We start from the raw sequence: 14,955 nt of genomic DNA on the forward strand, positions 1-14,955 counted from the left end.
CTAATTATATTATTTTTTTTCGTATATTAAGAATACCTTAAAATTAATAGTCATGAAAAAAATAATTAAACTAATAGTTGTTTCTGTTTGTGCTCTTTTGTTATTTTCTTCAAATTTAAAAGCTCAATCAGAAACTGAAAATACATTTATAGAAATTGAAGCCAAGGTCATTGACAATGACACAAAATCTCCATTGGTGTTTACAGATATTGTAATCAAAGATTCAAATATTAGTACAGTTACTAATAACGACGGAGAATTTCTTTTAAAAATTCCCAATAATTTGTTAGAAGGCGAATTAACTATTACTCATTTAGGATATGAAACAAAGAAAATAAAAATTTCTTCAATAAAGAATCATGAAAAAATTAAACTTTTACCAGCTTATACTAAATTAAATGAAATTAGTATTACAACAACAACTATAGATGCGCGTAAAATTGTAGAAGAAACTCTTAAAAAGAAAAGTAGTATTTATAATAATAACAATACATTAATGACAGCTTTTTATCGAGAAACCATTAAGAAAAGAAGAAGAAACGCCTCTCTTTCTGAAGCTGTAGTTAAAATCCATAAACAACCTTATAATAATTTTAAAAATGATCATATAGAACTTATTAAAGCAAGAAAAAATACTGATTATTCTAAGCTAGATACTATAGCATTAAAGTTGCAAGGAGGTCCTTTTAGTAACTTATATACAGATATTATTAAATACCCTGAATTTATTTTTACACCTGAAGATTTACCTAAATATGAATTTAGTTATGTAAACTCAACCAAAATAAATGACCGTGATATTTATGTTATTAAATTTAAACAAAAAGAAAATATTAACATTCCGCTTTACTACGGAAAACTATATATAGATGCTGAAACTCTGGCATTAACAAACGCTGTTTATAGCTTAAATGTTACAAACAGAGAATTGTCTAGCCAAATGTATGTTAGAAAAAAGCCAAGAAAAGTAGATGTGTATCCTACCGAAGCAACTTATCGTGTTAATTATAGAACAACAAACGGAAAATGGCACTATGCATATAGTAATATTTCTTTAACATTTAAAGTAAATTGGAAAGGCAAACTTTTTAATAATGTTTATACGCTAAATAGTGAAATGGCCATAACAGATTGGAAAATCTATGATACTAAACTTGCTAAGATTAGAAAACAATTAATTAGGCCTACAACCATTTTAAGTGAAAAAGCTTCTGGATTTTCTGATCCATTATTTTGGGGTGCTTATAATATAATTGAACCAGAAAAGTCTATTGAATCTGCAATAAAAAAAATACAGAAACAGTTAAAACGAACATAATTAATTTAGTTTCATTTTTACCAAAACAGGCTCGTGGTCTGATAGTTTTAAATCAAAATTTTGATGTGATAGAATTTTAATATTATCACCTGTTAAAACATAATCAATTCTAAAAGGGTAATTAAAAAGAGGATATGTTGCACCAAATCCAAATCCTGCTTCAATAAATGAATCTTGTTTATTATATTTTAATTGCTTATAAATTTTGGAATATTGTGTGCTATTAAAATCTCCAGAAAAAACAATAGTGCCATCAAATTTACTTGCATGATCTAGTACAATTTTTACTTGTTCTTCTTGTTTATTTTGAGCAATATTTATTTTATTTGAAATTCTCTTACTCCCTTTATAAGTGAGATTCGATCTATTTACTCTTAGCATATAAGATTGTAAATGAATATTATAGACCCTAATTACATTATCTTTAATTTTTATATCTGCATATATACATTGGTTTCTTGTATCAGGAAAATCAATATATCCTTTATTTATAATTGGATTTTTAGAATAAATTACCTGTAGTGTTTTTTCAAAACCTTGTCTATACCCTACAAATTTATGAGGATAATATGCAAAACTTTTAAATTCAAATCTTGAAAACTCTTGAAAACAAATAATATCTGGATTTATTCCTTTAGTAAATTCTAATATTTTCTTACTTGTTTTTAAATTTCTATACCGATTTGTTGAGCCAAATCCTTTAACGTTAAAAGTCATAAAGCATAACAAATCATCTGCTTTATCATTAGTTATATTTAGCTGTAAAGGAGTATCAAAAAGAAACAAAAATATTATTAAACTTATGAGAGGAAAAACAAAATGTTTAGTTCTCTTTATTAACCAAATAGCTAAAAATAAGATATTTAACAAAAATAAAATTGAGATAAATAAAGAAAACAAAAAAGAATAAACACTTAATTGATAATAACAAACAAAACTAGCAATTATTAAGATAATACTTAATAAAAGAGATATTGAATAACCTATTTTTTTGATAATTTTTAATTTTATTAAAAGTGAAAAAAAGTAACTTTTTAAAAAAGGTTAATTTGCCCCTCTTCATCAATATTGGTATCTGAATCGTTAGCAGAAGGAATGCTTTTTTCATTATCTGAAACGCCAGCAGACACCTCTTTTTCATCAACAACTTCTATATCATCAGCATGAACCTCTTCTGGAGCTTCATAAGGTAAAGCTTCTAAAAGATTGATTTGATTAACTTTATCTTTTGTTAATTGATTGCCTTGTGCGGTTAATCCCTTAATATCAATAAATTCTTCTAAATTAATTTCTAAATTATCTTTACGATCTTTACCACGTTCTTTAGCAAAAACGATTTCAGCCATAGGTTTCCAGTCTGTAGATACTATTTCTAATTGAGAATTTGGATGATCTGAAATAAAAGATTCTTCTCTGCCTTCTTGTTCAATAAGGAAACGTTTTACGTAGTACAATTCTTTTTCACCATTAAAATAAATAGCAGAAATTGGCTTATTAGGCACCCATTTTTCCAATACAATCATATCATCATCAAAATGCATTGTCACTTCTGGTGTTACTGTTTTAATCATACCAGATTGGTTAATGATAAGCAATTTATCTTCACCTCTAAATTCTCCTATAAGCTCTCCTCTACCATCAACATTTAATCTTTGTACAGTATCATCAAACCAAATCTTTCTTGGTTTTAAGGTAGATACGCCCTTCTCTTTTAATTCAACACGTTTAACTGGATATTTAGTAACTAAATTTCCTTTTGATGCTCTTCCTTTTATTAAAATATCAGCAAAATCAATATCCCATTTTAATTTTTTTATACTTCCAGCTTGTCTTAAATTGATTGAAACTACTTCTGCTTCTCCATTAGGATTTGCTGAAAAATATAATGCAACTGAACCTTTATTACCGTTTGTTAAATCGTACTCTCTATCTCTTGTAATACTTGTAACAGCAAACCTTTTTATATATGAAGGTCCTTTTTTTCCATCACGATAAATCAAATTATAGATGGTGCGTTTGTCTTTCTTTTTAAAAACAGCAACATGAATTATTCCTTTACCAATAAATGTTTTAGAATCTACTTTAGTTACCATCATTTTACCTTCGTTGGTAAAAACAATAATATCATCAATATCACTACAATCCCCTACATATTCATCTCTTCTTAATGATGTACCTATAAATCCTTCTTCTCTATTCACATAGAGTTTCGTGTTTCTAATAATTACTTTTGTGGCATCAACATCATCAAAAGTTCTAATTTCGGTTTTGCGTTCACGTCCTTCTCCATATTCTTTTTTTAATCTGGTGAAATAAGCTATTGCATAATCAATAAGATGTTCTAAATGATGTTTAACTTCTGCTATTTGATCTTCTAAAGCATCAATTTTTTGTTGAGCTTTATCAATATCAAATTTTGAAATACGTTTAATTCGAATTTCTGTTAAACGAGCAATATCCTCAGTTGTTACAGCACGCTTTAAATGTTTAATGTGGGGCTTTAATCCTTTATCAATAGCATTTATAACGCCATCCCATGTTTCTTCTTCTTCTATATCACGATAAATTCTATTTTCAATAAATATTCGCTCTAAAGATGCAAAATGCCATTGTTCTTCAAACTCTCCTAATCTTATTTCTAATTCTTGTTTTAAAAGTTGAACGGTATTATCTGTTGAGCGTCTAAGCATTTCTGAAACGCCAACAAATAAAGGTTTATTATCTTCAATAACACAACCTAAAGGTGATATGGAAGATTCACAACTAGTAAAAGCAAAAAGTGCATCTATAGTTTTATCAGGAGATAAACCTGACGGAAGATGAACTAAAATCTCAACCTCTGCAGCAGTATTATCTTCTATCTTTTTTACCTTAATTTTACCTTTATCATTCGCTTTTAAAATAGAATCTATAAGTGATGATGTTGTAGTACCAAAAGGCAATTCTGTAATAACTAACGTGTTTTTATCGAGTTGTGAAATTTTAGATCGTACACGAACTTTCCCGCCTCTTAAACCATCATTATAATTTGAAAAATCGGCTATTCCTGCTGTAGGGAAATCGGGTAATAAAGTAAATCGTTTACCTTGTAAATGCTTGATAGAAGCATCTATTAGTTCTATAAAATTATGTGGTAATATTTTGGTTGACAAGCCTACAGCAATACCCTCACCTCCTTGAGCTAAAAGTAAAGGAAACATTACTGGTAAATTTACAGGCTCTTTTCTACGTCCATCGTAACTAGCTTGCCATTCGGTTATTTTAGGATTAAAAACAACATCTAGTCCAAACTTAGAAATACGTGCTTCAATATAACGCGATGCTGCTGCCCTATCACCTGTTAAAATATTCCCCCAGTTTCCTTGAGTATCAATTAACAAGTCTTTCTGACCAATTTGCACCATGGCATCTGCTATACTTGCATCACCATGTGGGTGGTACTGCATAGTATGCCCTACAATGTTCGCTACTTTATTATAGCGTCCATCATCAAGGTCTTTCATAGAATGCATAATACGACGTTGTACAGGCTTAAAACCGTCTTCAATAGCTGGCACTGCCCGTTCTAGAATTACATATGAGGCGTAATCTAAAAACCAATCTTTATACATTCCCGTTACACGGGTTATTGTTTCTTGAGGTTCGTCTTGGCTATTAATTAAATCGTCGTTTTGGTCTTCTGTCATTAATTTTAATTACGCTTTTGGTTTCCCGCTTAAAGTTATTCGTCCTTTTTTTCTACGCTTTTTAGCTTTACCTGTAATATCATGATTGTGCAAATAATCGTAGGAACGTTTTTTTTCTTTTCTTTTTTCTTTTGAATATAACATGTTATATAATTTTTAATACTTAGTATTTAGGTCTTAAAAATCAAACTCCCTAAAACTAAGAGATTTATAATTTTAATTAAATTTTGTACTACAAAATTACTAAATATTTAATTTTAAACATATATAATTCTTTATATGATAACATAAAGATTTTATTCTTCTATCAGATCTAATTCTACTTTTAAATTATCAATTATAAATTCTTGTCTTGTTGGTGTATTTTTCCCCATATAAAATGATAATAACTCTTCAATAGACATATTATCATCTAACATTATTGGGTCTAAACGAATATCATCACCTATAAAGTGCTTAAACTCATCTGGTGAGATTTCACCTAAACCTTTAAACCTTGTTATTTCAGGTTTTGGTTTTAACTTTTCTATAGCATTTCGTCGTTCGTCTTCAGAATAACAATAAATTGTTTCTTTTTTGTTTCTTACTCTAAATAAAGGGGTTTGTAAAATATACAAATGACCTTGTTTAATAACTTCAGGAAAAAACTGCAAAAAGAAAGTTATTAAAAGTAAACGTATGTGCATACCATCTACATCGGCATCTGTTGCAATAACTACGTTATTATATCTTAAATCTTCAAGAGATTCTTCAATATTTAATGCTGCTTGTAAAAGATTAAATTCTTCATTTTCGTAAACAATTTTTTTACTTAAACCATAACAATTTAATGGTTTACCTTTTAAGCTAAAAACAGCTTGCGTATTTACATCACGAGATTTTGTAATACTTCCAGAAGCAGAATCACCCTCTGTTATAAACAAAGTGGTTTCTAAATTTCTTTCATTTTTAGTGTCCCCAAAATGCACACGGCAATCGCGTAATTTTTTATTATGTAGGCTTGCTTTTTTTGCTCTATCTTTTGCTAGTTTTCTAATACCTGATAACTCTTTTCGCTCGCGTTCAGCTTGCAAAATTTTACGCTGTATTTTTTCTGCAGTATCTGTGTTTTTATGTAGATAGTTGTCTAGTTTCGTTTTTAAAAAGTCGTTTATATAGGTTCTTACTGTAGGCAAATTGCCTCCCATATCGGTAGATCCTAATTTGGTTTTAGTTTGACTTTCAAATACTGGCTCCATGACTTTAATAGCAATAGCACTTACTACTGATTTTCTAATATCTGAAGCATCATAATTTTTACCATAAAACTCGCGTATGGTTCTAACTAAAGATTCTCTAAAGGCATTTAAATGCGTACCTCCTTGCGTTGTATTTTGTCCATTTACAAAACTGTTATACTCCTCGCTATATTGTGTTTTACTGTGCGTTAAAGCTACTTCTATATCATCACCTCGCAAATGAATAATTGGATAAAGTAAATCGGTCTCTGCAATTTTTTCTGCCAAAAGATCTTTTAAACCGTTTTCGCTATAATATTTTTCACCATTAAAAACTATGGTTAAACCTGGATTTAAATACACATAGTTCTTTAACATTTTAACTACATACTCACTTCTGTATTTATAGTTTTTAAATATAAGCTCATCCGGTATAAATGATACTTTTGTTCCTTTTCTTCGGGTAGTATCATCAAGCATGTCTTGCTTAGTCAAGTTTCCTTGTTCAAATTCAGCAGAAGCAGATTTACCTTCTCTGTTCGATTCAACCCTAAAATAATTTGAAAGTGCATTTACCGCTTTAGTACCTACTCCATTTAAACCTACTGATTTTTTGAATGCCTTAGAGTCATATTTACCACCAGTATTCATTTTAGAGACCACATCGACAACTTTCCCTAATGGAATACCACGTCCATAGTCTCGAACAATTACCTTATTTCCTTGTATAGAAATTTCGATGGTTTTCCCTGCCCCCATTACAAACTCATCAATAGAGTTATCTAAAACTTCTTTTAAAAGTATATAAATACCGTCATCTGGTGAAGACCCGTCTCCAAGTTTTCCAATATACATTCCTGGACGCATACGAATATGCTCTTTCCAATCTAATGAACGTATATTATCTTCGGTATATTTGGTTTCTTTTGCCATTTGTTTTTCAGAAAACTTAGTGAGGGTTGCTAATATAGCACAACCAATTAAAAAATAAAACAGTAAGCATACAAAGTAATTAACAATAAAAAACCAATGTTGTTGAGAACATTGGCTTAAACACTTATATGTTAATACTTATTATAGTTTATAAACTAAACCAATAAGTACCCTTGGCATTAAATTGGGTTGTTTTATAGCCTTGTTTGCATCTTTAAACGTGAATTCTACATTATTATTTGTGTTATCATTTCTAGCATTTACATTGTCGTTATCTGGACTATAAGAAGTATCATGTCCTTTTAATGTATTATTAAAAAAATAGTCTAAACCTACAGCTGCCAAAAGATTAAATTTATCATTAATTTTAAATTGACTTTCTATACCTAAACCCACTCCAAATTGTTTTGAAGTAACATCAAAATCCTCATTACCACCTACATACTTGAAATTAGCTTTAAAACTTGAATACCTGGGTCCAAAAACAATTTTTGTAGCTTCAGAATTAATGAAATTAGAGTTTAACATAAAATCGAGTCTGTAATCAAAAGATTTTGCTTTTTCTTCAGGCACTCCATTTGTAGCATTATTGATAAAAATACGCCTAGCATCTGCAGAGTTCCCAGGATTTAATTTAGTTAATCCAATACCAAATCTTATTTGAACCGGCAGACTTTCCAGCGGACGCAATGCAGCTATACTTATTTGTGCACCAAAGCCTCTGTTGTATCCTGTAGAAAAACCAACTGCGAATTTGGGTTCATCAGCATCTATTTGTGCGTGAGAAAGAAAAGAAAAAATTAATAAAAAAACGGTTAATAGTGATTGTTTAGCATTCATAAATTTGGGGTTTATTTTAATTTATTTACGAATGAAGAAAGCTTTAAGACTATAAATTAAAATGATTTAACCCAACAAATCGATGAAATGCAATACTTGTATTAATTAAATTATTTTCTATTTTCTTTTTTTACTGATACTACCACGATACCAAATACAACAATTAAAGCGCCAAATAATTGTAACAAAGTTAATCTTTCATTTAAAAAAACAGCGGCCAATATAATAGTAGAAATTGGCCCAATACCTGCTACAATTGCAAAGTTAGAAGAACTAATCATTTTTATAGATGCAGAGACCAAAAATGATGGAATAACTGTTGCAAAAACAGCAATTAAAAACCCTAATACATATACTTCTTTTGAGAAGCTAAAAAGGTTTATTTCACTTATTACACTATAATGTATAAAAACACAAACACATGAAACAATCATAGCATAAGCTGTAAATTTCATAACTCCAAATTTGGGAATTAACCAACCACTACCTACTAAATAAGAGGCATAAGTTATGGCGCTTAACAATATAAAAAAACCTCCTAAATAAGTGTCTGTACCAGAAATAGAAACTTCATTGGAGAAAGCTATTACTATACCCAAATAAGTCAACCCAATAGCAAGGCCTTGTACTTTAGTAATAGCTTTTTTTAAAAATATTTTGTTTAGTAAAAGCACTATGGTAGGATATAAAAACAATATAATACGTTCTAAACTTGCTTTGATATAGGTAAGCCCAACAAAATCAAAATAACTTGCTAAATAGTAACCCACAAAGCCAAAAAATATGAGCCACAAATAATCTTTAGCGTTTGGATTTTGTATTGGCTTTTGATTATTAAAAACAAATGCAATAACTATATAAAAAGGAAATGAAAATAGCATACGTAATAGTAAAATACTTATAGCATCTACATTATAGTTGTAGGCTAGTTTTACCATGACTGCTTTTGAGGAAAACATTACAATTCCTAAAACACCAATGCCTATTCCATACCAAAATTGTTTTTTTGATTGCATGAAACGAAACTAAAGAGGTCTTTTTAAAAAATAAGAACTGTAAAATAAAAATTACGATGCCCAAACCATTTTATATGATTTACAAACATGAGTCTTCTTATTTCTTTTTTTAGAAAATTGTTTTTAGGTATTATTAAGAAATGCTTTCAAGTTGAATTTTTTCAGCTTTTTCTTTTAGAGTTTTATTTCTTATTTTTAAAATATTTATCATATATTTTTTCATAAAAAACTTATCCACTATTTTACCCAAAACTCCCCAATTAGATTCAAAATAGAACTTATCTATCATTATAGTTTTATTATTGCTTTTACGAAAAATATGCTCATGCTTATAAGCTTTAAAATCCCCTTCAACAATTTCATCTACAAATAAAGATGGATTATTAAATTCCGTTACTTTTAAAGTTATGTGCCTAACAAAACCTAGATGTTTTGCTTCCCAAGTGATAAAATCATTTGCCTCAACTAAACCAGTAGTTTTACCATCTATTGCTATTTCTCTAGAGTTTTTTATTGATTTTTGGTAGAAATCAACATTACGAGCTAAATCAAAACAAGTTTGTATATCTGCATTAATAAAAGTTTCTATTTGAACTAAAGGCATGAGAAAATTTTAAATTATTTATGATCTAATGAGAGGGAGATATATTAATAAATACAGACACGCTAAAAAGAAAAAAGTCACTAATAAATTTAAAACTCTTTAAATATTCTATACGTTGAATAAAAAATGCATTACATCTCCATCTTTAACAATGTAATTTTTACCCTCAACTCGCATTTTACCAGCTTCTTTTACTTTGGCTTCACTTCCGTAAGCTATATAATCTTCATAAGCAATAACTTCTGCTCTAATAAAACCTTTTTCAAAATCGGTATGAATTACACCTGCTGCTTGCGGTCCAGTTGCACCAATATCGATAGTCCAAGCTCGAACTTCTTTAACACCTGCAGTAAAATACGTTTGCTGGTTAAGTAATTTATATGCTGAACGAATTAATTTTGCAGAACCTGGTTCATCTAAACCTATATCTTGCAAAAACATTTGGCGTTCTTCATAATCATCTAATTCATTTATATCTGCTTCGGTACCAACAGCTAATACCAAAACCTCAGCATTTTCATCTTTAACAGCTTCTTTAACTTTCTCAACATAATCATTTCCTGAAACTGCAGCTCCTTCATCAACATTACATACGTACATAACAGGCTTATCTGTTATAAATTGTGAAGGTTTTACAAATTCTACATAATCTTCATCACTAAACTCTAAAGCTCTAACAGAAATTCCAGACTCTAAGCCTGCCTTTATTTTTAATAAAACAGCTTCTTCTTTTTGAGCCTCTTTGTTTCCAGTTTTTGCAGCACGCTTAACTTTATCTAATTTTTTTTCGGCTGTTTCTAAGTCTTTAAGCTGTAATTCCATATCGATAGTTTCCTTATCACGAATAGGGTTTACATTGCCATCGACATGTACAATATTATCATTATCAAAACATCTTAAAACATGAAGAATCGCATCTGTTTCACGAATATTAGCTAAAAATTGATTTCCTAATCCTTCACCTTTACTTGCTCCTTTAACTAATCCTGCTATATCAACAATCTCTACAGTTGCTGGCAAAACTCGCTCTGGATTCACTAAAGATTCTAATTTCTCTAAACGAGGATCTGGCACATTAACCACACCTATATTAGGTTCAATTGTACAAAACGGAAAATTTGCGCTTTGTGCTTTTGCATTTGATAAACAATTAAACAACGTTGATTTCCCTACGTTTGGTAATCCTACGATACCTGCTTTCATAATTAAATAATTTTGCGAGTGCAAATGTAGTTAATAAAAAAGAATTTTGAGACTAAATATTTATTGAGCATTTTAGCTTTTTTATTTGTAAGATTATCTAAATTATAACACAAACAACCAAAATAAAAAGTTAAATAAGTTTGAAAAAAAAAAATTGGGAAAACCAAAAAAATATTAAACCTACATTAGAAATGAAAGCCTTTAAAAGTGAATAATATTTTCTTAAGCAAATAGGTAACCAAATCTTAAAATTATTATATTTACTTAATAATTTTCTGTTTCAGACTTATGAAAAATCTCCTGTTTTTAAGCCTTATTATTTTAAGTAATTACCTATTAAAAGCGCAAAGCAAAATAGATATTGAATATGGTGCCATCTTTAAAAATGAAAAAAGAGAAATTCCTGTTGATATAATAGGACAAGATGAAAATGGATATTATTTACTGTACTCTGAAGGTAAGTATGGACAAGGTGATGATATGTTTTTAAGAAAGTTTAATTTAGACTTAACGCCATCTAATAAAGAAATCAATTTAAAAAATGAATCCTATGAAGGTAAATTTAATTCATTGGGATTAACAAAACTAAAAACTAAAATTGTTCATGTTTTTTATTTGTTAACAGAAGAAGGAAAAAACTATTATTATCAAAACATAGATTTATCTACTTTCTCCCTAAGTCCAAAAAAACTTATTACTACCGTTTTAAACGACTCTAAAAACGCAAAAAACTCTTTAAGCAGATTTCTTATTAGTGATGATGAAAATACAATCACACTTTTTTACACCATACCAAATAAAAACAAAGAAACTGCCAAAATAAGAATTCAAACTTTTGATTCAGATTTTAATGAAAAAACCAGTAATTATTATGATTTTCCCTACAATAACGATGTTTTGTCATATAGAAGCATTTTTATGAATAGTAAGAATGAGCTTTTTATACTTTGTAAAAAATATAATTCTTATAAAACTTTTAATGACGAAAACAATCACAGGTACGAATTTCAACTTTATCAAATAAAGAGTAACCAATTAGGGCTATTAACAACTATAAAGCCCGAAAATGTGCATTTAAGATCCTTAAACACTTCTCTTATCAATGACGAAGAATTAGTTTTAACAGGATTATATTCTGAAAAAGACTTATATGCTATGAATGGTGTTTACGCTTCAAAAATTAATCTTACAAACGGAGAAATATTATCTTCTAATTATAATAAATTTTCTTCTGATTTTTTCTCAAAACTTATGGAAGATGGTAAAAAGAAAAACAAAGCCATAGCAAAATATAATGATGGTAAACGCGCCGACCAAAACTACATATTAAAACAAACCATAAAACTTGATAATGATGAGATTTTGGTTCTAGCAGAACAAGTATGGTCTTATTCTTATAATTATGCTATTACATATTATCATCACGATATTGCGGCTATAAAATTAGATAGTAATGGCAGTATAATTTGGGCTAATAAAATTGGTAAAAGAAACGATAAGCCTAATGTGTTTATTTACAACTCATACCATCCTGTTTACAAAAATGATAAATTGTACTTATTATATAATTGTAGTGCTAAAAACCTAAATCATTCTAAAGGGCGTTTAGCAAATTATTTTACTGATTTTGACAGAGCTTTTATAGCTACTAATGTAGATTTAAAAACAGGTAATTACAAAAGACAAATATTAATTAAAAATGATAATTTAGAAGGTATTACAATTAGACCATCTTTATATAATTGGGTAAACGATGATACGCTTTTAATGTTTGGCCAAGATATAGACAATTTAAAAAACCAAAGGTTTGTAAAACTTAAATTTAACTAAACCACTAATCATTTACAAAAAGAAATAAATCTCCTGTTTCAAATGTAATTTCAATATCATCTTCAACAGCTTTATTTCTTGTACCTATTTTTCCTCCAAAAAATAAAGTTTCATTTTTTAAAGCATATTGCAACCCCTTTGTTAATATTCCGGTTGCTTTTGGGAAAGGAAACAAAGACACGTTTTTCCCTTTACAATTTGATAGTTTTACCTTTTTATCTGCTAAAAAATAAAAACCATGATTATCAAAAAAAGTAACATTAAGTTTATCTTGCCATTGAAGAGCAGTATGCAAATTTCCAAGAAAATGATCTTGCTCTTGACCACTACCTCCAAAGACATGAATATCAATAAAACTTCTATTGAAAAGAATTTGTAAAATTTTATCAAAATCTGTAAAATCCTGATTTGGAGTACTAATAACTTCTATATTTTTTGGTAGGCTTTTTAAAGAATCAAAATCACCACTTATAAAATCTGGAGTAATATTTTGCTGTTTTAAAATATTAAAAGCCCCATCTGTAGCACAAATAACAGCATAACTTGTTAAATCTGGAATCTTTAATGGCGGCTCACCATTTAATAGAAGAAATGCTTTTTTAGAATTCATTATATCAAAATTACAAAACAAATGTATTCATCAAATTTTAAAACAACCAATAAAAAAATCCTAAGCTAAAGCTCAGGATTCTTTTGTATAAATAAATTCGTTTATAAATTATCCTTCAGGATGCATGAATTTTTGTTTAGCTAGTAATTCCTCTTCAGTTTCAACTACATCCTCATCTGGCACACAACAATCTACAGGACAAACTGCGGCACATTGTGGCTCATCATGAAAACCTTTACACTCTGTACATTTATCTGGTACAATGTAGTAAAGCTCATCACTTATAGGTTCTTGAGCCTCATCAGCATCAACTTCAGTTCCATTAGTTAGTACTACTGTACCTTCTAAACTTGTACCATCTTTATAGCGCCAATCATCAGCACCTTCATATATTGCTGTATTTGGGCACTCAGGTTCGCAAGCACCACAATTTATACATTCATCTGTTATTATAATTGCCATAGTATTTTTTTATCTTTTAAAATTTAAAGAACTCTATTTGAGTTTCCTTAAATTTGCAATTGCAAAAATAAAGCCAAAACCATTCATAACCAAATTAAGGATGAAATTACAAGAAAGAATTAATGCTTTTGTAAAATTAGGAGATTTTTTAAGGCAATTTTCTAATGAAGATATCCAAAAGGAAGATAATGTTGAACACAACGACACTTTTTTCGATGGCTTTAAGCACCAGCTAAAACTAGCAAAAGAACATAATGGTTGGTTTACAGAAGAAAATATACAGTTTGCTCTTAAATCTTGGTCTGATGCTTTAACTTCTAATAATTTAAATACTTGGTTAAAACCTTATAATATAGAAAATGTAAACCCCAAACAAGTAGCTATTATAATGGCCGGAAACATTCCTTTGGTTGGATTTCATGATTTTTTATCAGTTCTTATTTCAGGACACAAGGTATTAGTAAAACAATCATCAAATGATAAACATTTACTGCCTTATCTAGCTAAGTATTTAGAGTATGTTGAACCACAATTTAAAGGCAACATATCTTTTACAGAAGCTAAAATTGAAAATTTCGACGCCGTAATTGCTACAGGAAGTAACAATACTGCTCGTTATTTTGAATACTATTTTAAAGGCAAGCCTTCAATAATAAGAAACAATAGAAATTCAATAGCCGTTATAACAGGTATTGAAACTAAAGATGATTTAATAAATCTATCTGATGATATATTTAGATATTATGGTTTAGGCTGTAGAAATGTATCTAAACTTTTTGTGCCAAAAGGTTATAAGTTTGATGCCTTTTTCGAAGCAATTTACCATTGGCATCCCATAGTTGAAAAAGCCAAATACGCTAACAATTACGACTATAACAAAGCAGTTTATTTAATGAGCGAATTTGATATGCTTGAAAATGGATTTTTCATGATAAAAGAAGACCAAAGTTTTGCTTCACCAATAGCAACATTATTCTATGAGCAATATGAAGATTTGTCAAAATTAAAAGAATACTTAAAATCAAAAAAAGAACAAATTCAATGCATAGTTTCCAAAGGGTTTTTAGAAAATGAAATTGCTTTTGGAGAAACTCAAAAACCAGAACTTTGGGATTATGCGGATGATGTAGATTCCATTGAATTTTTGTCAGCAATTTGACGAAAAAATTATTGATTATTTAACACAAATTACCTAATTAATTAGGACCTTTGTTTCTTTAAATTAGACGACGAAAA

Annotated in this window: 13 protein-coding genes; 3 read left to right on the top strand and 10 right to left on the bottom strand. The window is 28.9% G+C overall.

Features of this window, described 5'->3' with window-relative positions; translation table 11 throughout:
• Positions 1-52: 52 nt before the first annotated feature.
• Complete coding sequence (locus Q0842_RS10895; protein WP_298497935.1) at positions 53-1,318, top strand: carboxypeptidase-like regulatory domain-containing protein; 1,266 nt, start codon at positions 53-55, stop codon at positions 1,316-1,318.
• Here the strand turns inward: Q0842_RS10895 and Q0842_RS10900 are convergent, their stop codons facing one another.
• The 8 genes from Q0842_RS10900 to ychF all read right to left on the bottom strand — a co-directional run bounded on the left by Q0842_RS10900 (position 1,319) and on the right by ychF (position 10,817).
• The gene (locus tag Q0842_RS10900; RefSeq protein WP_298497937.1) at positions 1,319-2,104 is read right to left on the bottom strand and encodes an endonuclease/exonuclease/phosphatase family protein; all 786 of its coding nucleotides are present in this window, start codon (positions 2,102-2,104) and stop codon (positions 1,319-1,321) included.
• A 248-nt stretch (positions 2,105-2,352) separates the two neighbouring features.
• Positions 2,353-5,004, bottom strand: a complete 2,652-nt coding sequence (locus tag Q0842_RS10905) for a DNA gyrase/topoisomerase IV subunit A (RefSeq protein WP_298497940.1) — start codon at positions 5,002-5,004, stop codon at positions 2,353-2,355.
• Between the two features lie 9 nt (positions 5,005-5,013).
• Positions 5,014-5,148 carry a hypothetical protein gene (locus Q0842_RS10910; protein WP_298497942.1) on the bottom strand — a complete coding sequence of 45 codons (135 nt, stop codon included), beginning with the start codon at positions 5,146-5,148 and terminating at the stop codon, positions 5,014-5,016.
• 152 nt (positions 5,149-5,300) lie between these two features.
• A complete protein-coding gene (locus tag Q0842_RS10915) occupies positions 5,301-7,154 on the bottom strand; it encodes a DNA topoisomerase IV subunit B (protein WP_298497944.1) in 1,854 nt (617 codons plus the stop codon).
• Positions 7,155-7,295: 141 nt separating this feature from the next.
• A complete protein-coding gene (locus tag Q0842_RS10920) occupies positions 7,296-7,994 on the bottom strand; it encodes a TonB-dependent receptor (protein WP_298497945.1) in 699 nt (232 codons plus the stop codon).
• 110 nt (positions 7,995-8,104) lie between these two features.
• The gene (locus Q0842_RS10925) at positions 8,105-9,010 is read right to left on the bottom strand and encodes a DMT family transporter (protein WP_298497946.1); all 906 of its coding nucleotides are present in this window, start codon (positions 9,008-9,010) and stop codon (positions 8,105-8,107) included.
• A gap of 133 nt (positions 9,011-9,143) precedes the next feature.
• Complete coding sequence (locus Q0842_RS10930; protein WP_298497947.1) at positions 9,144-9,614, bottom strand: SRPBCC family protein; 471 nt, start codon at positions 9,612-9,614, stop codon at positions 9,144-9,146.
• 108 nt (positions 9,615-9,722) lie between these two features.
• Positions 9,723-10,817 (bottom strand): redox-regulated ATPase YchF, encoded by a 1,095-nt coding sequence (gene ychF / locus Q0842_RS10935; protein WP_298497949.1) that lies wholly within the window; start codon positions 10,815-10,817, stop codon positions 9,723-9,725.
• Positions 10,818-11,105: 288 nt separating this feature from the next.
• Between ychF and Q0842_RS10940 the strand changes: the two genes are divergently transcribed.
• Positions 11,106-12,647 carry a hypothetical protein gene (locus Q0842_RS10940; RefSeq protein WP_298497950.1) on the top strand — a complete coding sequence of 514 codons (1,542 nt, stop codon included), beginning with the start codon at positions 11,106-11,108 and terminating at the stop codon, positions 12,645-12,647.
• Positions 12,648-12,651: 4 nt separating this feature from the next.
• On the opposite strand, the gene Q0842_RS10945 is transcribed toward Q0842_RS10940, so the two are convergent.
• Both Q0842_RS10945 and Q0842_RS10950 read right to left on the bottom strand, forming a co-directional pair.
• Positions 12,652-13,257: a thiamine diphosphokinase gene (locus Q0842_RS10945; protein ID WP_298497952.1), complete on the bottom strand. Its 606-nt coding sequence runs from the start codon at positions 13,255-13,257 to the stop codon at positions 12,652-12,654.
• A gap of 108 nt (positions 13,258-13,365) precedes the next feature.
• Positions 13,366-13,719 (bottom strand): 4Fe-4S dicluster domain-containing protein, encoded by a 354-nt coding sequence (locus Q0842_RS10950; RefSeq protein ID WP_298497954.1) that lies wholly within the window; start codon positions 13,717-13,719, stop codon positions 13,366-13,368.
• Between the two features lie 100 nt (positions 13,720-13,819).
• Here Q0842_RS10950 and Q0842_RS10955 point away from each other — a divergent pair, with 100 nt between their 5' ends.
• On the top strand, positions 13,820-14,878 hold the full coding sequence (locus tag Q0842_RS10955) for an acyl-CoA reductase (RefSeq protein WP_298497956.1): 1,059 nt from the start codon (positions 13,820-13,822) through the stop codon (positions 14,876-14,878).
• Positions 14,879-14,955 lie beyond the last annotated feature (77 nt).

The organism is uncultured Algibacter sp. (genome assembly GCF_947495675.1).
In the GTDB taxonomy this organism is placed as follows: Bacteria; Bacteroidota; Bacteroidia; order Flavobacteriales; family Flavobacteriaceae; genus Algibacter_B.

Bases quoted from the DNA above. Each gene is read 5' to 3' on its own strand.
- Q0842_RS10910 (WP_298497942.1), bottom strand. From the start codon at position 5,148: ATGTTATATTCAAAAGAAAAAAGAAAAGAAAAAAAACGTTCCTACGAT.
- Q0842_RS10925 (WP_298497946.1), bottom strand. From the start codon at position 9,010: ATGCAATCAAAAAAACAATTTTGGTATGGAATAGGCATTGGTGTTTTA.
- Q0842_RS10895 (WP_298497935.1), top strand. From the start codon at position 53: ATGAAAAAAATAATTAAACTAATAGTTGTTTCTGTTTGTGCTCTTTTG.
- Q0842_RS10955 (WP_298497956.1), top strand. From the start codon at position 13,820: ATGAAATTACAAGAAAGAATTAATGCTTTTGTAAAATTAGGAGATTTT.
- Q0842_RS10950 (WP_298497954.1), bottom strand. From the start codon at position 13,719: ATGGCAATTATAATAACAGATGAATGTATAAATTGTGGTGCTTGCGAA.
- Q0842_RS10905 (WP_298497940.1), bottom strand. From the start codon at position 5,004: ATGACAGAAGACCAAAACGACGATTTAATTAATAGCCAAGACGAACCT.
- ychF (WP_298497949.1), bottom strand. From the start codon at position 10,817: ATGAAAGCAGGTATCGTAGGATTACCAAACGTAGGGAAATCAACGTTG.
- Q0842_RS10915 (WP_298497944.1), bottom strand. From the start codon at position 7,154: ATGGCAAAAGAAACCAAATATACCGAAGATAATATACGTTCATTAGAT.
- Q0842_RS10945 (WP_298497952.1), bottom strand. From the start codon at position 13,257: ATGAATTCTAAAAAAGCATTTCTTCTATTAAATGGTGAGCCGCCATTA.
- Q0842_RS10920 (WP_298497945.1), bottom strand. From the start codon at position 7,994: ATGAATGCTAAACAATCACTATTAACCGTTTTTTTATTAATTTTTTCT.
- Q0842_RS10930 (WP_298497947.1), bottom strand. From the start codon at position 9,614: ATGCCTTTAGTTCAAATAGAAACTTTTATTAATGCAGATATACAAACT.
- Q0842_RS10940 (WP_298497950.1), top strand. From the start codon at position 11,106: ATGAAAAATCTCCTGTTTTTAAGCCTTATTATTTTAAGTAATTACCTA.